The sequence below is a fragment of the Arthrobacter sp. zg.Y820 genome (assembly GCF_030125555.1).
In the GTDB taxonomy this organism is placed as follows: domain Bacteria; phylum Actinomycetota; class Actinomycetes; order Actinomycetales; family Micrococcaceae; genus Arthrobacter_B.
In genome coordinates this window covers 1-22,680 of record NZ_JASKLX010000013.1, presented here as the reverse complement: position 1 = coordinate 22,680, position 22,680 = coordinate 1, and the positions used below count along the sequence as shown (strand labels likewise).

At 68.2% G+C, this 22,680-nt stretch carries 24 protein-coding genes; 4 read left to right on the top strand and 20 right to left on the bottom strand.

Annotated features, from left to right (window positions below; genetic code table 11):
* Positions 1–28 precede the first annotated feature (28 nt).
* The 4 genes from QNN99_RS15230 to QNN99_RS15215 form a co-directional block, all read right to left on the bottom strand.
* Positions 29–1,360 carry a coiled-coil domain-containing protein gene (locus QNN99_RS15230; RefSeq protein ID WP_269439242.1) on the bottom strand — a complete coding sequence of 444 codons (1,332 nt, stop codon included), beginning with the start codon at positions 1,358–1,360 and terminating at the stop codon, positions 29–31.
* A gap of 57 nt (positions 1,361–1,417) precedes the next feature.
* Positions 1,418–2,002 carry a regulatory protein RecX gene (locus QNN99_RS15225; protein WP_229967641.1) on the bottom strand — a complete coding sequence of 195 codons (585 nt, stop codon included), beginning with the start codon at positions 2,000–2,002 and terminating at the stop codon, positions 1,418–1,420.
* A 5-nt stretch (positions 2,003–2,007) separates the two neighbouring features.
* The gene (recA, locus tag QNN99_RS15220; RefSeq protein ID WP_229967638.1) at positions 2,008–3,060 is read right to left on the bottom strand and encodes a recombinase RecA; all 1,053 of its coding nucleotides are present in this window, start codon (positions 3,058–3,060) and stop codon (positions 2,008–2,010) included.
* A 220-nt stretch (positions 3,061–3,280) separates the two neighbouring features.
* Positions 3,281–3,502, bottom strand: a complete 222-nt coding sequence (locus QNN99_RS15215) for a DUF3046 domain-containing protein (protein WP_229967636.1) — start codon at positions 3,500–3,502, stop codon at positions 3,281–3,283.
* 144 nt (positions 3,503–3,646) lie between these two features.
* Here QNN99_RS15215 and QNN99_RS15210 point away from each other — a divergent pair, with 144 nt between their 5' ends.
* Positions 3,647–4,120 carry a MarR family winged helix-turn-helix transcriptional regulator gene (locus tag QNN99_RS15210; RefSeq protein ID WP_229967634.1) on the top strand — a complete coding sequence of 158 codons (474 nt, stop codon included), beginning with the start codon at positions 3,647–3,649 and terminating at the stop codon, positions 4,118–4,120.
* 143 nt (positions 4,121–4,263) lie between these two features.
* On the opposite strand, the gene QNN99_RS15205 is transcribed toward QNN99_RS15210, so the two are convergent.
* From QNN99_RS15205 to dapA, 6 genes are all read right to left on the bottom strand, one after another.
* On the bottom strand, positions 4,264–4,689 hold the full coding sequence (locus QNN99_RS15205) for a helix-turn-helix domain-containing protein (RefSeq protein WP_269439241.1): 426 nt from the start codon (positions 4,687–4,689) through the stop codon (positions 4,264–4,266).
* Between the two features lie 151 nt (positions 4,690–4,840).
* Positions 4,841–5,326, bottom strand: coding sequence for a CinA family protein (locus QNN99_RS15200; protein ID WP_229967630.1), 486 nt, complete (start codon positions 5,324–5,326; stop codon positions 4,841–4,843).
* On the bottom strand, positions 5,323–5,925 hold the full coding sequence (gene pgsA / locus QNN99_RS15195) for a CDP-diacylglycerol--glycerol-3-phosphate 3-phosphatidyltransferase (protein WP_229967627.1): 603 nt from the start codon (positions 5,923–5,925) through the stop codon (positions 5,323–5,325). The genes QNN99_RS15200 and pgsA overlap by 4 nt, the downstream gene beginning before the upstream one ends.
* Positions 5,926–5,944: 19 nt before the next feature.
* The gene (locus QNN99_RS15190) at positions 5,945–8,881 is read right to left on the bottom strand and encodes an FtsK/SpoIIIE family DNA translocase (RefSeq protein ID WP_229967625.1); all 2,937 of its coding nucleotides are present in this window, start codon (positions 8,879–8,881) and stop codon (positions 5,945–5,947) included.
* A gap of 102 nt (positions 8,882–8,983) precedes the next feature.
* Positions 8,984–10,675 carry a ribonuclease J gene (locus QNN99_RS15185; protein WP_229967623.1) on the bottom strand — a complete coding sequence of 564 codons (1,692 nt, stop codon included), beginning with the start codon at positions 10,673–10,675 and terminating at the stop codon, positions 8,984–8,986.
* 5 nt (positions 10,676–10,680) lie between these two features.
* Entirely contained in the window at positions 10,681–11,613 is a 933-nt protein-coding gene (dapA, locus tag QNN99_RS15180; RefSeq protein WP_229967622.1) for a 4-hydroxy-tetrahydrodipicolinate synthase, read from the bottom strand.
* Positions 11,614–11,719: 106 nt separating this feature from the next.
* Here dapA and QNN99_RS15175 point away from each other — a divergent pair, with 106 nt between their 5' ends.
* Positions 11,720–12,886 carry a heparan-alpha-glucosaminide N-acetyltransferase domain-containing protein gene (locus QNN99_RS15175; protein ID WP_229967621.1) on the top strand — a complete coding sequence of 389 codons (1,167 nt, stop codon included), beginning with the start codon at positions 11,720–11,722 and terminating at the stop codon, positions 12,884–12,886.
* Between the two features lie 26 nt (positions 12,887–12,912).
* Here QNN99_RS15175 and QNN99_RS15170 read toward each other — a convergent pair whose 3' ends face one another.
* The 10 genes from QNN99_RS15170 to modA all read right to left on the bottom strand — a co-directional run bounded on the left by QNN99_RS15170 (position 12,913) and on the right by modA (position 21,042).
* Positions 12,913–13,377 carry a hypothetical protein gene (locus tag QNN99_RS15170; RefSeq protein WP_229967619.1) on the bottom strand — a complete coding sequence of 155 codons (465 nt, stop codon included), beginning with the start codon at positions 13,375–13,377 and terminating at the stop codon, positions 12,913–12,915.
* A gap of 8 nt (positions 13,378–13,385) precedes the next feature.
* On the bottom strand, positions 13,386–14,144 hold the full coding sequence (gene dapB, locus QNN99_RS15165; RefSeq protein ID WP_229967617.1) for a 4-hydroxy-tetrahydrodipicolinate reductase: 759 nt from the start codon (positions 14,142–14,144) through the stop codon (positions 13,386–13,388).
* A gap of 16 nt (positions 14,145–14,160) precedes the next feature.
* Positions 14,161–14,637, bottom strand: coding sequence for a molybdenum cofactor biosynthesis protein MoaE (locus tag QNN99_RS15160; RefSeq protein ID WP_229967615.1), 477 nt, complete (start codon positions 14,635–14,637; stop codon positions 14,161–14,163).
* Positions 14,627–15,136, bottom strand: a complete 510-nt coding sequence (locus QNN99_RS15155; RefSeq protein WP_229967613.1) for a MogA/MoaB family molybdenum cofactor biosynthesis protein — start codon at positions 15,134–15,136, stop codon at positions 14,627–14,629. Before QNN99_RS15155 ends, QNN99_RS15160 begins: the two co-directional genes overlap by 11 nt.
* A complete protein-coding gene (gene moaC, locus QNN99_RS15150; protein ID WP_229967611.1) occupies positions 15,133–15,621 on the bottom strand; it encodes a cyclic pyranopterin monophosphate synthase MoaC in 489 nt (162 codons plus the stop codon). Before moaC ends, QNN99_RS15155 begins: the two co-directional genes overlap by 4 nt.
* Positions 15,622–15,647: 26 nt before the next feature.
* On the bottom strand, positions 15,648–16,922 hold the full coding sequence (locus QNN99_RS15145; RefSeq protein WP_229967609.1) for a molybdopterin molybdotransferase MoeA: 1,275 nt from the start codon (positions 16,920–16,922) through the stop codon (positions 15,648–15,650).
* Positions 16,919–17,728, bottom strand: coding sequence for a tyrosine-protein phosphatase (locus tag QNN99_RS15140; RefSeq protein WP_229967607.1), 810 nt, complete (start codon positions 17,726–17,728; stop codon positions 16,919–16,921). Before QNN99_RS15140 ends, QNN99_RS15145 begins: the two co-directional genes overlap by 4 nt.
* 58 nt (positions 17,729–17,786) lie before the next feature.
* Entirely contained in the window at positions 17,787–19,325 is a 1,539-nt protein-coding gene (locus QNN99_RS15135; RefSeq protein ID WP_229967605.1) for a molybdopterin-dependent oxidoreductase, read from the bottom strand.
* Between the two features lie 72 nt (positions 19,326–19,397).
* Positions 19,398–20,198 (bottom strand): molybdate ABC transporter permease subunit, encoded by an 801-nt coding sequence (locus QNN99_RS15130; protein ID WP_229967603.1) that lies wholly within the window; start codon positions 20,196–20,198, stop codon positions 19,398–19,400.
* Between the two features lie 67 nt (positions 20,199–20,265).
* A complete protein-coding gene (gene modA / locus QNN99_RS15125; protein ID WP_229967601.1) occupies positions 20,266–21,042 on the bottom strand; it encodes a molybdate ABC transporter substrate-binding protein in 777 nt (258 codons plus the stop codon).
* A 38-nt stretch (positions 21,043–21,080) separates the two neighbouring features.
* On the opposite strand from modA, the gene moaA reads away from it, so the two are divergent.
* Positions 21,081–22,301, top strand: a complete 1,221-nt coding sequence (gene moaA, locus QNN99_RS15120; protein WP_229967600.1) for a GTP 3',8-cyclase MoaA — start codon at positions 21,081–21,083, stop codon at positions 22,299–22,301.
* Complete coding sequence (locus QNN99_RS15115) at positions 22,302–22,598, top strand: MoaD/ThiS family protein (protein ID WP_229967598.1); 297 nt, start codon at positions 22,302–22,304, stop codon at positions 22,596–22,598.
* Positions 22,599–22,680: the final 82 nt, after the last annotated feature.

Genomic DNA, 22,680 nt, shown 5'->3' with positions numbered 1-22,680 from the left:
CCGATTGACAGGTGAGTCGGAACCGGTTTTAATACCAGTTTTTGTCCTCGGAATGCTGCCAGGCGGCACAGGGACTGCCGTACCGGTCGCTGATGTAGCCCAGTCCCCACTCGATCTGCGTCCGGTAGTTGGTGCGCCAGTCGGCTCCGACCGCAGCCATTTTGTTCCCGGGCATGGACTGCGGGATGCCGTAGGCGCCACTGGAGGGATTGTGGGCGCTGGTCCGCCAGCCGGATTCCCGCTGCCACAGGTTGACCAAGCACCGCTGCTGGTCCTGCCCCCAGCCGAATGCACTCAGCCGGCCGGCGGCGTAGGCCTGGGCACCGACGGGATCATCAACAGGACCAGGACCAGGTGCAGGCGCCGGCGCCGGCTTCGGGGCCGGTGGGACAGGCAGTGTAGGAGGGGCGGGAGCGACAGGACTGGGTTGTGGGACCTCCGGCGAAGGTGTGGGAATGATCACCCGGCCTGGGCTCTCCTCCACCGGCGGCGGGGTCAGGCCGCCGCGGCCGCTGTCCTGGTCCTGGTCCCGCTTCCGATCAGCCTCCCGGGCAGCGGCTTCCGCTTCCCGCGCCTCCTGCTGCTCCCGGAAGGCCTCTTCGGCCTGCAAACCCCGCAGCCGTTCTTCTTCGAGCTGCACGCTGGTGTCACGGAGGTCGGCAAGCTGGGCCAGCAGCACAGCGCTGCGTTCCTCCTGCTCGCGCACGGCCGCCTCCGCCGTGGCTGCCGCCGCCTCCGCATCGGCGAGCAGCTGCAGGGACTTTGCCGCTGATTCCTCCCGTGCCTGCACTGCTGCGGCCTCCCGCTCTTCGAGACTGTGCAGCACGTTGGCGGCCGCGGAAGCCTCGGCGTGGAGACTGCCGGTGCGGTCAGTAATGCCCTGAAGCGTGGTGAGCCGATCCATCGCACCGACGGCGGCATCGGCGTCCAGGAGCATCAGCAGACTGGAATCCATTCCGCCGGTCTTGTAGGTCTGTGCCGCCAGGGCGCCCATCTGTTCAGAGAGCTCCCGGGCCGATCCGGCGGCTTCAATCCGCTGCGCGGCAAGAACATCGAGGGCTCGTTTGTTGGTTTCCGCTTCCTCGGCGGCCCGCTGGTGATCCGCTGAAGCCTGCACCGCGGCGTTCCCCAGACTGCCGGCATCGGCGGACAGCTCCCCGAGCAGCACTTCAATTTCGGCGGCCTGCCCCTCTGTCGCCTGGAGGCTGTGCTTCGCCTGCTCCACCTCTTCCCACGAGGGGAAATCCGCCGCGGCGGCGGGCACAGCAGTGAGGACCGTGGCAGCAAGCACGCCGGTCAGCAACACGGAACCGAAGGAAACGAGAGTGAACTTCTTCCCCGGCAGCAACATAGTCAACATCGAGGCTCAGCATACGGCACCGGTGCCGTATTGGCCCGTGATTCCCAGGGCAGTTTCTTACCAGGCGTCTTCCGGCTGCTGGTCCAGCACATCCCCGATGATTTCGTTGGCCACCCGGTAACCGACCGACGGGGAGTAACCCTTGCGGGCCAGCATGGAGACCAGCCGCCGGGCCTGCTTGTCCCGCGCCGCCCGATCGGTCAGATCCGCAGAGGCCTGGAGCCGGCGCCGGGCAAGCGCGCGGGCCGACTCCAGCTCGTCCTCATCGCTGACCTGCTCGAGTGCGTCCTCGGCCAGGTCCCCGGTGATGCCCTTCTCGGCAAGTTCACGCTTCAGCGCACCCCGCGCGAGGGACTTGGACCGGGAGCGGCTGGCCACCCACATCCGGGCAAACTCAGCATCGTCCACAAGCTGGACTTCCTCAAAGCGGTCCAGCACCGCCGCCGCGACCTCGTCCGGGATTTCCTTCTCGGCCAGCTTCACCGCCAACTGGCGGCGGCTTTTCGGCGCACTGGTCAGCTGCCTCAGGACGATGGTTCGCGCCGCGCCGTAAGGGTCGCGTTCCCGCTCCCCTGACGGCGCGGCAGCGGGTTCCCCGAATGAGTCGTCCGGTTCGGGAAACCCGCCGTTCTCCTGCTGCATGGCGGCTAGGCGTCCTTCGGAACGGCCTTGAGCTTCGGCTCAGCCGGCTTTTCTTCGGCGGGGCCGTCAATGCCGAGCTTTTCACGCAGCCGGCGTTCGAGCTCATCCGTCAGGCCGGGGTTGTCCCGCAGGAACTTGCGGGCGTTTTCCTTGCCCTGGCCCAGCTGGTCTCCGTCGTAGGTGAACCAGGCGCCGGACTTCTTGACGAAGCCGTGCTCCACGCCCATGTCAATCAGTCCGCCTTCGCGGGAAATGCCGGTGCCGTAGATGATGTCGAACTCGGCCTGCTTGAAGGGCGGGGCCATCTTGTTCTTGACGATCTTGGCGCGGGTCCGGTTACCCACCGGGACCGTGCCTTCCTTGAGCGTTTCAATGCGGCGGACGTCGATGCGGACGGAGGCGTAGAACTTCAGGGCCTTGCCGCCCGTGGTGGTCTCCGGACTTCCGAACATGACGCCGATCTTCTCGCGAAGCTGGTTGATGAAGATGGCGGTGGTGTTCGTGTGGCTCAGGCGTCCGGCAATCTTTCGGAGCGCCTGGCTCATGAGACGGGCCTGCAGACCCACGTGGCTGTCGCCCATGTCGCCTTCAATTTCGGCACGGGGAACCAGCGCGGCCACGGAGTCAATGACCACCACGTCAACGGAGCCGGAGCCGATCAGCATGTCCATGATCTCCAGCGCCTGCTCGCCGGTGTCCGGCTGCGAAACAAGGAGGGAATCGGTGTCAACGCCCAGACGGGCGGCGTAGATGGGATCCAGGGCGTGCTCGGCGTCAATGAACGCGGCGATGCCGCCGTTCTTCTGCGCATTGGCGACGACGTGCAGCGCCAGGGTGGTCTTACCCGAGGATTCCGGACCGTAGATCTCGACGACGCGGCCGCGGGGAAGTCCGCCGATGCCGAGCGCGAGGTCCAGGGCGATTGAGCTGGTGGAGATGGTCTCTGCCGGAGCGCGGACCTCGTCTCCGAGCCGCATGATCGAGCCCTTGCCGTACTGCTTATCGATCTGGGCCAGCGCTGCTTCAAGAGCCTTTGCGCGGTCGACTGCTGCTGCCATTCTTCACCTCGGTTGTTAGAGTTTTACGTGGCCCGAAGGCCGGGTGTCCTGCTCAACTACGACCATATGCGGCGGCACTGACAAAACAGCGGAGCAGGCTGCCGTGGGGATACCAGGGCCGGTTTTGCGGTCGTTTCACCCTTGTGTAGGAGCATATCCGCGTCCGAACAGATATTCGAATAGCAGCTGCGGCGTGTCCCTGCCCAAATGCTTCGTTCCGCTATTTCTTGGGTGCGATGTCCCGGCCCAGACGGCGTTCGGGCGGAACGTCCTGAACGTCACAGACCGCCAGCCAGACGGCCTTGGGCTCGATTCCACCGCTAAGTGCTTCAGTCGCTGTCCTGCCGCCCAGGGATCCCAGCACCAAGTCCGAAGCCAGCACCCGGGAGTAGGCCGGACCGAATTCGTCGTCCATAAGCCGCCAAAAATCACTGAGTCGCATCGCTTAATCTTCTCACGCCCGCTGCCCTCTCCAACGGCAGCCGCAGTTGCCGGCCGGAGGAGTTCGACCACACCTGCTGTTCTGCTGCCCGTGTTCCCGCCGCGTCCCCGGTTCCTTCCGTCCCGGAGACCTAGAATGGAGTCCATGACCGAGCAGGCATCCTCCCCAGACCCCCGGCAGCACGAAGCGGCCATCGAAACCTTGGAACATGCCCTGTCGGTGCTGTGGCGCCGCGCCCGGTCCAATTCGCACAAGGTGGCCCGCGAGGTGCACCCCGACATGGAGCCGGCGGCCTACGGGCTGCTGGTGCTGCTGCAGCGGCAGAAGGCCATGCGCCTGACCGACATTGCCGCCAGCATCGGCATCGGCAAGCCCTCAGTCAGCCGGCAGATCGTCATGCTCGAAAGCCTCGGCCTTGTGCAGAAGCACGCCGACCCCGAGGACGGCCGGGCGCAGACGATATCCCTGACACGGGAAGGCTCCCGGGCGCTGGCCAGAACCCAGGCGGCCCGCAAGGACCTGTTCCGCACCCTGCTGGAAGATTGGGATGAAGGGGACCTGGTGCAGCTCGGATCGCTGCTGACCAAGCTCAACGACTCGTACGCACGGGAACGCTGACGCCCGGGTACTCAGGCCTTCGGAAAATCCGAACCCTCAGACACCCCGAATCCAGACAAGAAAAGACCCCGCCGTTCCCGGCGGGGTCTTTTATCGTGCGGGAGGCAAGCTGTCCTTGGAGCCACAGCATTGCCGATGTAGGTCTACGGTGTGCGGGCCAAATCCCGGGCCATGTCATCCGGAAATTCGCGGGCAAACTCGCGCGAGAACTCGGATGGGACGGTGTCGGGTATGGCGATGCCCTCTGCACTCGCCACACGGTCGCTGACCTCACGAAGCATCAGAGACAGGGGCACGTCCAGCGCGGTGCAGATCGAGGAGAGAAGTTCCGACGAGGCTTCTTTCTGGCCCCGTTCCACCTCGCTGAGGTAACCAAGTGAAACGCGTGCGCTGTGCGATACCTCGCGCAGGGTGCGACCCTGACGCTGACGGACATCGCGCAGTACGTCGCCAATTTCATGACGAAGAACAACCATTTTGCGCTCCTTAGGTTCCCGGTGTGCATCTTCCGCCAACCCTACATCCCGCCAGCGAATAACGCCGTTCACGGATACGGGTTGCTTAACCATCTGTATCGTCCTGCTCCCTATGTGGTCCGACTGCGGCTGCACCGCAGATATCTAAAGATCTTAGTCCGGAAACCTTGGCGGTTCCTGATACTAACAACTGAGCGTCACCGGGTTTTGTTCCCGGCCCCGCCGGCACGTTCCTGACGCCCGGTTACGGACGGGCCGCAAGGACCCGGGCGAGCAGTATAAGTGCTTCGTTGCAGGCCTGCCGGCGGATGGCCACCCGGTCCCCCGAAAAGGAAAACTCCCGGACCAGAGTCTGTTCCGGACCGGCCACGGCGATAAACACGCAGCCCACGGGCTTGCCGTCATGCGGTTCCGGTCCGGCGACGCCGGTGGTGGAAATACCGATGTCCGCCGCCAGGACCCGGCGGGCGCCGGCCGCCATCTGCCGGGCTACCTCGGCATCGACGGATCCCGCGGCGGCCAGCAGGCCGCCGTCGACACCGAGGACTTCTTTCTTCACAGAGTTGGCGTAGGCCACCACTCCGCCCAGCAGCACCGCGGAGGCACCGGGAACCGAGCCGAGCTCGGCGGCGACCATGCCGGCGGTCAGTGACTCCGCCGTGGCCAGGGTCAGGCCCGCCGCGGAGGCGGCGGAGACTGCTGCGGCAGCGTCGGGAGCGGCTGCGCTCACCGGCTGCCCGGATTCTGCAGTGCCCGGCGGCGAAGCTTCACGGCCTGGATGACATAGTCCACGCCGGTGACGACAGTGACAACGAGGGCGGCGGCCATGACGACCGCGCCGATCCACCATGCCCATGCGCCCAGCCAGGTAGTCAGCGGCAGCAGCAGCAGGAAGATCGCCAAGGTCTGGATGACCGTCTTGAGCTTGCCGCCGCGGGACGCGGCCATGACGCCGTATCGAATCACGACGAACCGGAGCAGCGTGATGCCGATTTCCCGGATCAGGATCACGATGGTCACCCACCACCACAGCTCGCCCAGCGCTGACAGCATGACCAGGGCCGAGCCGATCAGGAGCTTGTCGGCGATCGGATCAGCGATCTTGCCGAAGTCGGTGATCAGCCCGCGGCTGCGGGCGAGGTCGCCGTCGAGCTTGTCGGTGTAGATGGCGACGGCGAATGTTGCCACCGCCAGCCAGCGGTACAGTTCGCCGCGGCCCTCATCGGCCAGCAGCAGCCAGATGAACAGCGGAACCATCAGGATGCGGATGACCGTCAGCACGTTGGCGATGTTCAGGACGGGGACGTTCCCGGAAGTAGAGTTGCTCACTGTTCCAGCCTAGCGGGAATCAGTGGCCGGTAAGTTTCCAGGCGTCCTCGGATCCGTCCCCGTCGTCGTCCTCACCGCCGTCGTAATACTCGGCGGACTGCTTCCGGCTCTCCAGGTCCTGGGCGACCAGGTCCACCGGGCCCTCGGGTTCGAAGCCGTGGTTGGCGTTGGCATTCGCTGCCAGCGCCGCAGTTTCGGCCGCGCCGGGACCGTTGGCGCCGTTGGCGCCGTCGCCGCCGCTGATCGCCGCCAGCGTGGCAGCGAGATCGTCGGGCTTGACCATGACGTCGCGTGCCTTGGAGCCTTCGGAGGGCCCGACGACGCCGCGCGACTCCAGCAGGTCCATCAGGCGCCCGGCCTTGGCGAAGCCGACGCGCAGCTTGCGCTGGAGCATCGAGGTGGAGCCGAACTGCGTGGTGACCACCAGTTCGGTGGCCTGCAGCAGCAGGTCCATGTCGTCGCCGATGTCGTCTTCGATCTGCTTCTTGGGCGCGGTGACCGTGACGTCCTCGCGGTAGACGGCTCCCAGCTGGCCCTTGACATGCTCAACGACGCGGTGGATTTCCGATTCGGTGACCCAGGCGCCCTGGACGCGGATCGGCTTGTTGGCACCCATCGGCAGGAACAGGGCGTCACCCTGGCCCAGCAGCTTTTCGGCACCCGGCTGGTCCAGGACCACGCGGGAGTCGGTGACCGACGACGTCGCGAACGCCATGCGCGAGGGCACGTTGGCCTTGATCAGGCCGGTGACGACGTCCACCGAGGGTCGCTGGGTGGCCAGCACCAGGTGGATGCCGGCGGCACGCGCGAGCTGGGTGATGCGGACGATCGAGTCTTCGACGTCGCGCGGGGCGACCATCATCAGGTCGGCGAGCTCGTCAACGATGACCAGCAGGTACGGATAGGCCCGGACCACGCGCTTGGAGCCGGCCGGCGGGATGACCTTGCCCAGCTTCACTGCCTTGTTGAAGTCGTCGATGTGCTTGAAGCCGAAGTTCGCGAGGTCGTCGTAGCGGGTGTCCATCTCGCGGACCACCCACTGCAGTGCCTCGGCGGCCTTCTTGGGATTGGTGATGATCGGAGTGATCAGGTGCGGAACGCCCTCATAGGCGGTCAGCTCCACGCGCTTCGGGTCCACCATCACCATGCGCACCTCATCCGGCGTCGAACGCATCAGGATGGACGTGATCATGGAGTTCACGAAGGAGGATTTGCCGGCGCCGGTGGCTCCGGCCACCAGCAGGTGCGGCATCTTGGCCAGGTTGGCCACCACGAAGCCGCCCTCCACGTCCTTGCCCACGCCCATGACCATGGGATGTTCGGTCTTGCGGGCGGCGTTGGAACGCAGCACGTCCCCCAGCGCCACGACTTCCTTGTCGGCGTTCGGGATTTCGATGCCGATGGCGCTCTTGCCCGGAATCGGCGACAGGATGCGCACGTCGGAGGACGCCACCGCGTAGGAAATGTTCTTCGACAGGGCGGTGACGCGCTCCACCTTGGTGCCCGGGGACAGCTCGATCTCGTAGCGGGTGACCGTGGGGCCGCGGCTGAAGCCGGTGACGTGGGCTTCGACCTTGAACTGGTCCAGGGTGTTGGTCAGGGCGTCGACGACGGCGTCATTGGCTTCCGAGCGCTCCTTCGCCGGCGGCCCGGCGGGCAGGAACTCGGACGGCGGCAGCGTGTAGGTCACGTCGCCGGAGAGCTGCAGCTGTTCGGTGCGCTGCGGGATGGGGGTGGCCGGGGTGAGGTTCCGGACCGTCCGGGCGGGGACCGGCGGCAGGGCTGCTACGGCCGGCAGGCCGTCGGTCACGGGGAAGGCCGAGGCGGCCTCCGGAACCATGCTGATGGCTTCGGTGGGCGGCTCGGCGCCGTCGAAACCGCCGGCCGGCAGGCCCTGGGCGCGGCGGATCTTCTGGGTGGCCAGTTCGGACCGGGTGGGGCGGCGCACGCCCGGCGGCACGGCTGGTTCGGCCGCCGCGGCGGTTAGCGCCTCTTCGTCTTCGTCGGCAAGCACGGCGCGTTCAAAGGCCTCGTCTCCGGCGAAGCCCTCGGCTGAGGATTCAGCCTCCTCATCGGAGCTGCGGTTGAACATCCGAGACTTCTTTTTCGGAGTCTTCGGAGCCTTGGCCGGACGCTGATCGCGTTCATACAGGTAGCTCTGGTCGTGGGCCTCGGGATCGTCCGGGGCAAGGTCCTGGCCCATGAGGTGCTCGTACAGGCCGCGCAGGCGCAGCGGGATGTGCCGGAAGGGGGTGGCGGTGATGATCAGCAGGCCCACAAAAATCAGGAACCCCAGCAGGATGGCCACCGGCCACTCGGTCAGCGCCGCGGACAGCGGGCCGGCCACCAGGAACCCGACAATGCCGCCGGAGGCCCACAGCCGGTCGAAGCCGTCAGAGAGCGCGGGCGAGCCGCCCACGATGTGAGTGATGCCGGAGCCGGCAAATAGAACCAGGACCAGGCCGATGCTGATCCGGCTGTTGGCGTGGTGCCGTTCGGGGTAGCGGAACAGCCGCACGGCCCCGGTCAGGAGCAGGAACGGCAAGACGACGGCCATCCAGCCGAAGGTGCCGGCGGCACCGGCATGGATGACGTCGGCCACCGGACCGCGCAGGGCCCACCACTCAACGGTGGCCACGGCCAGCGCCGTGAGGATCAGGAAGAAGCCGGTTCCGTCGCGGCGGACGTCCCGGTCGGGAACGACGTCGGCACCGAGTTTGCGGATGCCCGCACCGGCCAGCCGGGCCATGCCCATCCATGCACCCTGAATGGCGCGCAGCGGCAGCGGCACCTGTTCGGCGTCGGCCTGCGCCTTGGCGGCGGCCCCCGAACGGCTGGTCGCCTTGCCCCGCGGCTGGGCTTTTCCGGAGGTTTTTGCTGAGGTGCCCCCGGTGTTCCGGCTGGTGGTCCGGCCGGAAGCACCGCCGCGTGCGGCAGGGGAAGTACGAGTGGCCATACGCTCCACGGTACCCGATGGGGCCGGACAAACCGCGGATTTACGCGTCTGTCCGGCCCCCGGGGCACCCGGTCCCGGCGGGGTGCCCGGGAGTTGGACGGCTTAGGCCTCCAGGACCACCGGGACGATCATGGGCCGGCGGCGCAGCCGGCGGTTGACCCAGGTACCCACCACCCGGCGGACCACCTGCTGCAGCTGGTGAGTGGTGTGGTCCTTGTTGGAGGTGACGGCCTCCTGCAGCGCGGCGCTGATCTTGGGCTTGATTTCGTCGAACACGGCGTCGTCTTCGGCGAAGCCGCGGGCATGGATTTCCGGGCCCGAGACGATGGTGCCGGTACTGCGGTTGACCACGGTGATGACCGAGATGAAGCCTTCCTCGCCGAGGATGACGCGGTCCTTGAGGTCGGTGTCGGTGATCTCGCCGACGCTGGAGCCGTCCACGTAGACGAAGCCGCACTCCACCGCGCCGACCACCCGGGCCTTGCCGTCGCGCAGGTCCACCACTGTGCCATCGTCGGCCAGGATGACGTTCTGCGCGGGCACCCCGGTGGCTTCGGCCAGCTTGCCGTTGGCGATCAGGTGCCGGGTTTCGCCGTGCACCGGCATCGCGTTCTTGGGCTGCAGGATGTTGTAGGTGTACAGCAGCTCGCCGGCCGAGGCGTGGCCGGAGACGTGGATCTTGGCGTTGCCCTTGTGCACCACGTCGGCGCCCAGCTTCATCAGGCCGTTGATGACCCGGAAGACGGCGTTTTCGTTGCCCGGGATCAGGGAAGAGGCCAGGATGACAGTGTCGCCCCGGCCGACCCGGATCCGGTGGTCGCCGTTGGCCATGCGGGACAGGGCGGCCATCGGCTCGCCCTGTGATCCGGTGGACATCAGCACCAGCTGGTCATCGGGCATGTCGTCAACGTTTTTCAGGTCCACCAGGATGCCGGCGGGCACGTTGAGGTAGCCCAGCTTTTCGGCGATGGCCATGTTGCGGACCATGGACCGGCCGACGAAGCAGACCTTGCGGCCATGCACGGCCGCGGCGTCCAACACCTGCTGCACGCGGTGGATGTGGGAGGAGAAGGACGCCACGATGATGCGCTTCTTCACCTTGCCGAACAGCGCCTCCAGCACCGGACCGATCTCCCGCTCCGCGGTGGTGAAGCCGGGCACGTCGGCGTTCGTGGAATCGGCCATGTACAGGTCCACGCCCTCCTGGCCCAGCCGGGCGAAGGCGCGCAGGTCAGTGATCCGTCCGTCCAGCGGCAGCTGGTCCATCTTGAAGTCGCCGGTGTGCAGGACGGTGCCGCCCTCGGTGCGGATGAACACGGCAAGGGCGTCCGGAATGGAGTGGTTCACGGCCACGAATTCGCATTCGAACGGGCCGAACTGCTCCACCTGTCCCTCGGTGACGGTGAGGGTGAAGGGCTTGATCCGGTGTTCCTGCAGCTTGGCTTCGATCAGCGCCAGCGTCAGCTGGGAACCGATGAGCGGAATGTCCTGCTTCAGGCGCAGCAGGTACGGCACCGCACCGATGTGGTCTTCGTGGCCGTGGGTGAGGACCAGGCCGACGACGTCGTCGAGCCGGTCTTCGATGTAGGAGAAGTCCGGCAGGATCAGGTCAACACCGGGCTGGGTTTCCTCCGGAAAGAGGACGCCGCAGTCCACGATCAGCAGCTTGCCGTTGATTTCGAAGACGGCCATGTTGCGGCCGATCTCGCCGAGGCCGCCGAGGGGAACGATCCTCAGGGTGCCCTCTTCCAGGGCGGGCGGGGTGCTCAGCGCGGAGACTGCGGTTTCAGTCATGGTGCTTATGCCTTGTCGTAGGAGCTGGTCGAGGAGAAGTCCCAGCCGGCCTCGGCCAGATCCGTCAGGACGGTTTCCATTTCGATGGCGTCCGGTGCGACCAGCGGCAGCCGGACCGCCGCGCTGGGAATGACTCCCTGCATGGCCAGGATCTGCTTGGCGGAGACGGCTCCGGGAATGTGGGTCATGACGGCGCGCACCAGGGGGTCCAGTTCGAAGTGGATCCGCCGGGCGGTGGCGAAGTCTCCGGCGGCGGCGGCGTCGACCAGCGCACGGAACTGCGCGGTGGCCACGTGGGCGGTGACGCTGACGACGCCCACGGCTCCGGCGGCCATCCACGGCAGGGTCAGGCCGTCGTCGCCGGCGTAGACGTCAAGGTTGGTGTTGGCGAGCACCTGCGTGATGGCGGCGAAATCCGCCTTCGCGTCCTTCAGGGCCATGACGGCGGGAATGTTGGCGAGCCGGATCATGGTGTCGGTGGAGATCGCGATGCCGGCGCGGCCGGGGATGTCGTAAACCATGATCGGCAGGTCTGTGGCAGCGGCCACGGCTTCAAAGTGCCCGACGACGCCGGCCTGCGTGGGCTTGTTGTAATACGGCGTCACGACCAGCTGGGCGTCGGCGCCGGCCCGCAGCGCGCGGCGGGCCATCTCCACCGAGTGGGACGTGTGGTTGGTGCCGGTGCCGGCGATGACCTTGGCGCGGCCTCCCACGGTTTCGGCGACGACGCGGAACAGGTCTTCCTTTTCGCTGTCCTCCAGAGTGGAGGTTTCACCCGTGGTTCCGGAAACCACAAGGCCGTCACACCCGTCTTCGACCAGCTTGTTGGCGAGTTTCGCCGTGGCGTCAAAGTCCACGGCTCCGTCCTCGGTGAACGGTGTCACCATTGCCGTGACGAGGGTTCCAAACGGGAGTACACGAGTATCAGAGTCAACCATGGGTAAAACGTTACCCGGTCCCTGCGCCGTTGGAACAACGCCGGAGCCCGATCGGGGCCTGAAGTGCACTGCACGCCGCCCGCCTCCGCTGTGAGACGATCAGATCATGATCGGACGGCGGCTTACGGGCATCGATGCGGCCCGGGGCGCAGCGCTTCTGGGCATGATGGCGACCCACATCTTTCCCCTCTACGACGAGCAGACCGGTGAGCCGTCCTGGGTGGGCCTGGTGTTCTCCGGACGCTCCTCGGCACTGTTCGCGGTGGTGGCCGGCATAGGCCTCGCGCTGCTCACCGGCGGCAGCCAGCCGCGGTCCGGACGGGCGCTGTCAGCGGATCGGCGGGGCATCGCGATGCGGGCGCTGATCATCGCGCTCGTGGGCCTGGCGCTCGGCGGTCTGGAGACCTCCATCGCCGTCATCCTCTTCCACTACGGCATCCTGTTCCTGCTGGCACTGCCGTTCGTGGGTATGCGCCTGCCCAAGCTCGCGCTCTGGGCCGTCGTCTGGCTGCTGCTCTCCCCCGTGCTGGCCTATCTGGTCCGGCCGTGGATCTACGCCGCCATCGACCCGTCGACCCTGGACACGAACATCACGTGGGAGTCCTTCCTGCAGCCGGCGACCCTGCTGGTTGACGTGCTCTTTACCGGCTTTTATCCGGCGCTGCAGTGGCTGAGCTACCTGCTGATCGGGATGGTGATCGGACGGCTCCGGCTCGGCGAGATCACGGCCCAGGTTGGGCTGGTTGCCGCCGGAATTGTTGCCGCCGCCGGAGCAAAGTTCCTCAGCTATTACCTGCTGTTCGACCGGGGCGGATTGGCCGCCCTGGAGGAGACCGCATCCGGCCGCCTCTGGCCGCTGGCCAGGATGATGGACGTGAACCTGGCCGGTGTGGAGCAGACCGGTTCCTGGTGGTGGCTGGCCGTGAGCGGGCCGCACTCGGGCGGCCCGCTGGACCTGCTGCACAGCGCAGGCATCGCGGCCGCCGTCGTCGGCGTGTGCCTGCTCCTGACCCGCGCGCGGCCGAACCTGCTGCTGCCGCTCTCGGCCGCCGGCGCCATGACGCTGACCCTGTACAGCCTGCACGTCTGGGTCATGTCCGTTACCGATGCGCTGCCGGAACCGCCGGAGCCGGTGTGGCTGTTCTGGATTTCGGCCGTCCTGGCGGCGGGCATCGGCATCGCCTTCGTCCGGCTCGGGTCGCGGGGTCCGCTGGAGATGGTGACGCACGGAGCCTCGCAGCTGGCGCGGCACGGGTCGCGGACCGGCAAGTAGCCCGCCGGGTCCCTCTGAGGAGCGGGCTACGGCGTGTAGAGCTTGCCGGCCTGGCGCATGGCGTTGCGGGCGCGCTTGCGGTCCCCCGCGGCGTCGTATGCGCAGGAAAGCCGGAACCAGGCGCGCCAGGACTCCGGCTCGGCCTCAACCTCGGCCTGGTACTTGGGGAACTCGGCGTCGGCTGCTTCCCGGATGATCCGGCCGGCGGGGGTGCGCGGCAGGTTGTCCACCGGCAGTCCGCCCTCGTCGGCGAGGATGTGCGCCATCTTCTCGGTGCGCCCGCCGAACTGCAGCTCGCGGATCAGTGCCCACGCGCCCACGATCGGCAGCACCAGGTACGCCACGCCGAGTGCCTTCGCGCTGAGTTCATCGGCGTTCAGCAGGGTCCAGCCGCGCTGGAAGACAATCGCCAGGTAGAAAGCCAGCAGGACGGTGATCAGCAGGACGCCGATCTTGGCTTTGTTACGGAAAAGCCCGGTAAAAAAAGACAACGTGTTCCTTAGTCGTTCAGGTTGAGGTAGCCGTCAAGACCGACGGTCAGGCCGGGATGGGCTGCGGCTTTCCGCAGTCCCAGCAGGACGCCGGGCATGAAGGATGCCCGGTCAAACGAATCGTGGCGGATGGTCAGCTGCTCCCCCGCACCGCCGAGCAGCACCTCCTGGTGCGCCACCAGACCGCGCAGCCGGACGGCGTGGACGCGCACGCCGTCGATGTCGGCGCCGCGGGCACCGGGAACTTCCTTGGTGGTGGCATCCGGTGACGGTTCCACTCCGGCGTCGGCGCGGGCCTCGGCAATCAGCTGCGCGGTGCGCACCGCGGTGCCGGAGGGGGCGTCGATCTTGTCCGGGTGGTGCAGTTCAATGACTTCCACCGACTCGAAGTAGCGGGCGGCCTTGGCGGCAAACGCCGTGGCGAGCACCGAGCCGAGCGCGAAGTTCGGGGCAATCAGCACTGCGGTGCCGGGATGGGCCTCCAGCAGCGCGGAGAGCCGGTCCAGTCGTGCCGCGTCCCAGCCGGTGGTGCCGACGACGGCGTGCATCCCGTGCTCGACAGCGAAGCGGACGTTGGCTTCGGTGCTGTCCGGAACCGTGAGGTCCACGATGTACTGCGCGCCGGCGGAGACGAGCGTCTCGAGGGAATCCCCGCGGCCCAGGGCGGCCACCAGTTTCAGGTCGGGCGCCGCTTCGACGGCTCGGACGGCTTCGGATCCCATGCGGCCGCCGGCCCCGAGGACCGCTACGGCGAGTTGCTCAGTCATATCCCCAGATTACCGGTCACTGCGGAGCGTCGCTGACACCCACCCACTCGGAGGTCCCGTCGCTGAAGCCCTGTTCCTTCCAGATCGGAACGCGTTCCTTGACCGTGTCCACCAGCTCCGAGCAGGCGGCGAAGGCAACCCCGCGGTGTGCTGCGGCCACGGCAGCCACCAGCGCTGCCTCGCCGATCTGCAGCGGACCGGTGCGGTGCCCGACCCAGATCCGCACGCCGTCGTACCTGCCGGCAATATCCGCCGCAACGTCGGCGATGACCTGCTCCGCCGAGGGATGCGCACTGTAGGCCAGGCTCGCGACGCCGCGTCCGCCGTCGTGGTTGCGGACAATGCCGCTGAAGCCCACCACGGCACCGCACTCGGGCGACCAGGCGGCACCGGAGGCGTGGTCGGCGTTCAGCGGCAGGTCCGAGACGGTCGCGTTGACCACTTCCGAGGCGCCGGCTGCGGCGCCCCCGCGTGCGCTGCGGTCAGTGCTCATTGCGTCCCTCCATCTGCCCGCAGATGTGCCCGATGATCGGTTCCAGCACCGCAAGCCCGTCCGCCACGGCTCCCGGTGAACCGGGGAGGTTCACGATGAACGTGGAGCCGGCCGTGCCGGCGTAGCCGCGGCTGATGGCGGCCATGGGGGTCTTGGTGCGGCCGTCGGCGCGCAGCGCCTCCATAATGCCCGGAACCTGCCGGTCCAGCAGCGGCAGCGTCTGCTCCGGGGTGGAGTCAGTGGGCGACAGCCCGGTTCCGCCACTGGTCAGGATCACCGCCGGTCCGAGGGCGAGCATTTTCCGCAGCGACTCCCCCACGGCGGGGCCGTCGGGCACCACCTCGGCCAGCACGACGTCGAAGCCCAGGGCGTAGAGCCAGTCGGCGGCCAGCGGCCCGCACTCGTCTTCATAGACGCCGCGGGCTGCGCGCGTGGAGGCGATCAGGACGCCGGCCGTGCGGCGGGGCGGCTGCTGCGGCGCTGCGGGCCGGGGGCTCATAGCGCCCAGTCTCCGCTCTTGCCGCCGGATTTGGCGAGCACCTGGATGTCGGTGATGGAGGCGTGCTTGTCCACTGCCTTGATCATGTCGTACAGGGTCAGCGCCGCCACCGAAACGGCGGTCAGGGCTTCCATCTCCACACCGGTCAGCGCCTTGGTTTTGACCGTGGCAACAATGACGACGTCGGTGTCCCCGGGCTCAAAGTCCACGGTCACCTTGGTCAGCGGCAGCGGATGGCACAGCGGTATCAGCGTGGAGGTCTGCTTGGCACCCATGATCCCGGCGATCCGGGACACGGCCAGCGCGTCGCCCTTGGGCAGGCCGCCGTCGGACACCAGCTTCACGACCTCGGCGGTGGTCCGCAGCCGCGCGGAGGCCGTGGCGACCCGGGTGGTCTCGGTCTTGGCGGAGACATCCACCATGTGGGCGGAGCCGTCCTCACGGACGTGGGTAAGCCCGGGCTGCTGCCCGTCGGTGCCGGTCATGAAAATACTCCTTGTTGCGGATGCGGTTAGTCCAACAGCCATACTGCCACTTCCGCGCCGGCCGGAACCGTTTCCACCCCGGCCGGAAGGTGCACCAGGGCATTCGAGGAGGCCAGGGCATGGACCAGGTGCGAGCCGGCCCCGCCGATCAGCTCCACCCGGCCACGGGCACCGGGTTCGGCGGGCGGGAAGTAGCGGCCGCGCCGCACCTGGTGCTTGGCGGGCGGGCTGACGGCGTCCTCCGCCAGCAGGGCAGGGACCTGCGGGCGGGGCGCGGGCCGGCCGGTCAGCGTCCCGAGCGCCGGCCGCAGGAACATCTCGAACGACACCAGCGAGCTCACCGGGTTGCCGGGGAATCCGAGGAACGGCACTCCGTCCACGGTCCCGATCCCCTGGGGTCCGCCGGGCTGCATGGCCACGGACAGGAACTGCACGCCGTCGGTGTCCAGGGCGAGCCGCACCACCTCGTAGGCGCCCTTGCTGATTCCTCCGGACGTCAGGACCAGGTCCACGGCGTGCCGGGCCAGATCGTCGCGAAGCCGGGACAGGAACACCTCCGGCGAGTCGGCAACGATCCGGGAACGGACCACCTCGGCGCCCGCTTCCTGCAGGCTCACGGCCAGCAGCGTGGTGTTGGCGTCGTGGATCTGCCCCGGCGCCAGCGGCCGGCCGGGTTCCACCACTTCGTCCCCGGTGCTGAGGAGCAGTACGCGGAACGGTGCACGAACCTCAACAGCCGGAATGCCCAGTGCCGCCAGCAGGCCCAGCTGGGCTGCGCCCAGCCGCGTTCCCGCCGTCAGCGCCACCGCACCGGCACGGATGTCGCTGCCCGCTGCCCTGACGTATTCACCGGCGGCCACTTCCGCGGGAAGGCGAACGGTGGCTCCGGGCAGTTCCCGTTCGGAAAAGAAGGCCGCGGGCACGGCACGTTCGATGGGCACGACGGCGTCCGCACCGGCGGGCAGCATGGCCCCGGTCATGATCGGGGCGGCGGCGCGCGGCGGCAGCGCCGGGGCCGCTATCCCCGCGGGAATCGGCGTCGTGACCGGCAGCGCGGCTGTTGCGCCGCCGGAGCAGACCGGAGCCGCGGCGCCGGAGGCGGCCAGATCCGCGGCGCGGACCGCATAACCGTCCATCTGCGAGTTATCGAAGGGCGGAAGGCTCCGCGGCGCACGAACATCCGCTGCCAAGACCCGCCCTGCGGCACGCACCAGCTCCCGGGTTTCGGTGCGCACGGGTGCTTGCGGGCGTTCCAGCAGCCGAAGGACGGCTTGTTGGTGTTCCTCAACCGTTCGGGTCACGGCCGTGCCCGCAGCCGCCGGCCCAGCAGTTCCAGTTCGGCAGTCGACAGTCCGCCGGCCAGCAGATATTCCGCGGCGCCGCCGTGTTGTGCGGAGACCCACTCCAGCGCGGCGGTAATGGCATCCCGGGGCGCACGGGTGACCAGGGTGACGACGTCGTCAGTCATCGGCACGCCCATGCCGGCTATCATGCCGAGCATCCGGTCCGTCCATTCCCCTGCGAGGTTTGCTTCACTGCGCTCATAGTCCGCTGCCACGGCCTCCGGTTCGACGCCGACGGCGCTGAGGATCAATGCAACGGCCACCCCGGTGCGGTCCTTGCCCGCGGTGCAGTGCACCAGCGTGCCCGAGCCGTTCGGAGACGCTGCCACCCGGCGGGCGGTCTCGGCGAACACAGCGCCCCCGTCCCGCAGCATCCCGGCGTAGATCCCGGCCAGGGTGGGCAGCTTGGCCACTGCGGCTTTGACGGCCTGCGCTGCCGCGGCGGAATCGCCCGCGAGGTTGGCGCGCTGCAATTCATCCTGGGCGAACCCGCTGAAGGCTCCCTCGAACAGGGGCAAACCAACAGTGGTGAAGGCCCGTGCCGGCGGCAGCCGGTCCGGTGCCATCTGTTGTTCCGCCGGGGTGCGGTAATCAGCGATCACCTCGATGCCCGAACGGGCCAGGGACTCCAGCCCGCGCGGGGTGAGGGCGCTGAGCGCGTCGGAACGGTAGAGAACGCCCGGGGCGGTTGTGCCGCCACCGGTCAGCGGCAGGCCGCCGACGTCGCGGAAGTTTACGGTGCCTTCCAGAGTGGAGATCGTCACAGACCGACCTTAGCGCATGGGGTTTCGGGCCGGCACGGGTTGCGCTCCGGAGCGGAACTCAGCGGACGGCGAGGCGGATCGTGTGCAGCCCGGTGGCGCCGTCGGGAACCACCGGACGGACGATTTCGTCCTGTTCCCGCCCGTTGGCATCGATGGCCCGGACGGTCAGTGTGTGGTCCCCCTTCGCCAGGTCCAGGACCGCCGACCACTGCAGCCAGGTGTCCGCCGAAATGCCGCTGGCCAGGCGCGCGTCCGACCAGCCGCCGTCGTCGACCCTTACCTGCACCCCGCGGATCCCGGTGTGCTGCGCCCAGGCCATGCCGGCGACGGTCACGGCTCCGGCGTCCGGCGACGCGCCGTTGGCGGGGGTGTCGATCCGGGAGGACAGTTTGATGGGACCGCGCTCGGTCCAGCCCCGATCGGTCCAGTACGCCGCGTCGTCGCTGAACCGGGTCACCTTCAGCTCGGTGACCCATTTGGTTGCCGAAACATAGCCGTACAGGCCCGGCACCACCAGCCGCACCGGAAAGCCGTGTTCCAGGGGCAGCGGTTCCCCGTTCATGCCCACGACCAGCAGGGCGTCGCGGGAATCCGTCAGGGCCTCCAGCGGGGTGGAGGCCGTCCAGCCGTCGCGGCTGGTGGAGAGCACCATGTCCGCGCCGTCCCGGACACCGGCCGCGGCCAGCAGATTCCGCACCGGCCATCCCAGCCACTTGGCGTTGCCGATCAGGCTGCCGCCCACCTCGTTGGAAACGCAGGCCAGGGTGACATGGCTTTCCTGCAGGGGCTTGGCCAGCAGCTCGGCGAAGCTGATCTCCACTTCGCGGTCCACCAGTCCGGTGACTTTCAGGCTCCACTGCTGCGGGTCGACCAGCGGCACGCTCAGCGCCGTGTCAATCCGGTAGAAATCGGCCGCGGGAGTCAGCACCGGGTCCAGCCCGCTGATACCGAGTTCCGCTCCTGCCGGGATCGGTGCCGCCGGCAGGGCCGCAGCCGGCAGGACGACGCCGGCCCGGCTGGCCACGGTATTGATCTGGCCCGCTCGTGACGCGCCGGCCAGTGCTCCCGCCGCCACGCCGACGGCGGCACCGCCGCCGACCGTCAACAGGACGTCGCGCCGCCGGGCACCCGCCTCGCCCGGCGATGCGTCCCGCCAGCTGAGAATGCGGGCGCGGAAGGCCCGCAGCACCAGGATGCCCACTCCGGCGGCCAGCAGCGGCGGCACCAGCGACAGCACGCTCATCTGCGCCCGGGTCAGCACGGCTGCCAGCCCGGCGGCCCCGAACAAGGAGACAATGACGACGCCGGCGGGCGGGCGGCGCAGCTCCAGGATTCCGGCGGCCGCGGCGATGACCGCGATCACCGCTGCCATGCTGACCAGGAACGCAGCCTTGTCAGCGGTGCCGAACAGCCCGATCGCCCAGTCCTTGACCGGTGCGGGCATGGCGTCGATGACCACCGACCCCACCGCGCTGACCGGCGACAGCGACGGGCTCAGCAAGGCGGCGGAAAGCTCTCCGGCGGCCACGGCCAGGCCGATCGCAACGACTCCCGCCGCAGCCGCCCAGAGGGTAACGTTCCGGGCTGTGCCGTTCATGCCGCTCGTTTCTGTTGGTGCGGGTGGGAGGAACCGGGTGGTCGGGTGGGAGGAACCGCGTGGTGCCGCAGCTCAGCGCGGCAACAGGAGCCCCATGCCAAACCGGGCGATTGCCAGCAGCACGAGGTACAACGAGATCAGGATCAGGCAGATTCCCAGCGCAATTTCGGGCTGGTTGGAATTCAGGCTCAGCTCAATCTGCAGCGGAAGGGTGCGGGTGCGTCCCTCAATGCTCCCCGCGAAGGTGATGGTGGCGCCGTACTCTCCGAGGGACCGCGCGAAGGCCAGCAGCGCTCCCACCACGATTCCCGGCAGGGCCAGCGGCACGGTGATGTAGCGCAGGATGGCCGTCGGCCCGGCGCCAGAGGTGGCGGCGGCCATTTCCAGGTCATGGTCCACAGCCCGCAGGCTGCTCAGGGAGGCCACGACGAAGAACGGCAGTGAAACGAACACCTGGACAATGAGCACCGCCGCCGGCGAATAGCCCACCCCCAGTCCCGCGGATTCCAGCACCCGTCCGGCCAGACCCTGACGGCCCCAGAAGTACAGCAGGGCGATGCCGGAAACCACCGGCGACAGCACCAGCGGAATCAGCAGGATGCCTCGCAGCACCTGCATCCACGGGCCGGCAAGCTTGCTGAACAGCACGGCCAGGGGCAGTCCCAGCACGACGCAGATCAGTGTGGACCCCACGGAGGTCGCCACCGAGAGACCCAGGGCGGTGCGGGCTTCGGAGGCCGAGAGCAGGGATCCGAGCGAAGTCCAGGGCACATTCAGCAGCAGGGCCGCCACCGGGCCGGCGCACAACAGCAGCGCCAACGACGCGGGAACCCACAGCCAGGCCGGGGTGGTGGCCCGGGCGCCGCGGGTCATGCCGACGGCCCTTCCGGCCACCGATGGACGGGCGTTCCCGGAGCCCCGCCGGCCCTTCCGCGCCGGCTCAGCTTCCGGGAGTCCGGAACCCTGCGTCGCGGAGGATTCCGGCGGCTTCCTCGCCTGCAAGCCACTCGTAGAATCGGACAGCTGCCTCATGCTCTGCTCCCTCCGCGGTCAGCGCCGCGGGGTACTGGTTGGGTTCTGGATCTCTCACTTCAAGATACGTCACCCCTTGCTTCGCAGCCGAGAGCGCATCGGTTTGGTACACCAGCCCGGCATCCGCCTGACCGGTAACCACTTTGGTCAGGACCGACCGCGCACTGTCCTCGCGGCTCTCCCCGGACAGGGCCACCCCGGCGGCGTCGAGGACACGCGCCGCAGCCCGGCCGCAGGGCACCGAGGGCGCACACACGGCTGTCTGCACCCGGTTCTCGGAGAGATCAGCCAGCGCCGCCACCTGGCCGGGATTGCCCGGCGCCAGCGCCAGCACCGTCGTATTGCCGGCCACCACCCGCTCCCGCGCTATCAGGCCTTCGTCCCGGACCGTGTCCAGCGCTTCCAGATCGGCGGCGATCACGACGTCGGCCGGGGCACCGGAAAGCAGCTGGCTGGACAGCTGGGCGCTGGAGCCGAGGTTGGTGCGCAGTCGGCCGCCGCCGTCGTAGGCTTCATTCATGGCCGCGATCACATCCGTCAGCGACGCAGCTGCGAATACCGTGATGGAGGGTGCTTCCGGAGTTGCTGACGCATCCCCGGGCACCGGCGCCGAGCATCCGGCCGCCACGGCAAGCAGGACAACGGATGGAGCCAGGATTTGCCGGCACCGACTGATAAAACGCATTGATAGAGCCTAACCGCGAAAGGGCGTAACCTCGACCCATGGGAATCCAGCTGGGAATGCCGTCCATCGGCTCGCCGCTGACCGGGACTGCCGCCGTTGCGCCGTCTGCCGGCAGGCCACCAGCCGCGCCCGAAGTAAATGCGCCCGGAGTAAATGCTCCCGCCGTCGAGGGACCCGCGGACGAGGGTTCGGCAGTTCCCGGGTCCGCCGCAGCTGCCGGTGTCCAGGCCTCCGACGGCCTGCTGGACAGGTACGGCCGGCGCGCCAGCGACATGCGGCTGTCGCTGACGGACAAGTGCAACCTGCGCTGCACCTACTGCATGCCCGCCGAGGGGCTGGACTGGCTGGCGAAGGACAAGGTGCTGACCGGTGCTGAAATCATCCGGCTGGTGGGCATCGGCGTCAGCGTGTTGGGGGTCCGCGAGCTGCGGCTGACCGGCGGTGAGCCGCTGGTGCGGGCTGACCTGGTGGACATCGTGGCGGGAATCCGGGCCAACCATCCGGAGCTGCCGATTTCGCTGACCACCAACGGGCTGGGCCTGGACAAGAAGGCACAGGCCCTTAAGGACGCCGGGCTGACCCGGATCAACGTTTCCCTGGACACCCTGCATCCCGACACGTTCGCGCAGCTGACCCGGCGTCCGTTCCTGTCCCGCGTGCTGGCCGGGGTCGAGGAGGCGGCGCGCGTGGGCCTGGGCCTGATCAAGATCAACGCCGTCCTGATGCGCGGGATCAACGACGTCGAATCCCCCGACCTGCTCGAGTGGGCCGTCAGCCAGGGTTTCGAGCTGCGCTTCATCGAACAGATGCCGCTGGATGCCGACCACGGCTGGACCCGGGACGGCATGATCACGGCGGCCGAAATCCGCTCCCGGCTCGAGCGCGACTTTGTCCTCACCCCCGATCCGCGCCGGCGCGACGGCGCCCCGGCCGAGCGCTGGGAGGTTCGGCGCCGCGCCGCTCCGGAGATCGTGGCCGGAACCGTGGGCATCATCGCATCCGTCACCGAACCGTTCTGCGCCGACTGCCGGCGCACCCGGATTACGGCGGAGGGCAAGGTCCGCAGCTGCCTGTTCTCCCACGAGGAAACCGACCTGCTGGGCCTGCTCCGCACACCGGAGCTGGGCGACGCCGAGGTGGCGGCCCGCTGGCAGGATGCGATGTGGGGCAAACCCAAGGCGCACGGAATGGACCATACCGGTCTGGGCGACGCTGACTATGTGCAGCCGGACCGGACCATGAGCGCGATAGGCGGCTAAGTGCTGATCCGATATTTTGGTGCCGCGAAGGCGGCCTCCGGCCGGGAGGAAGAGATCCTGTCCGCAGGCCCCGGTCCCGACGGCGCTTCCGAAAGTGCGTACGGCGGCGAATCCCTGCACGACCTGCTGGAGTTCCTGGGTTCCCGTCCCTCCACGGCACCGGCCGGCGCTCCCCCGCTGAAGAGCGTGATCTCGCGCAGCACCTTCCTGGTCAACGGTTTCGCTGCCCGGGACCGGTCGATGGTCCTGGCCCCCGGCGACACCGTGGACATCCTGCCGCCCTTTGCCGGCGGTTAACCCCCGCGAGATGGCAGAAAGTGCGCTTCCCAGAGCTGGGGGGCGCCACTTGTGGCATATCGGGGGGGGGGCAAAAGGGGGG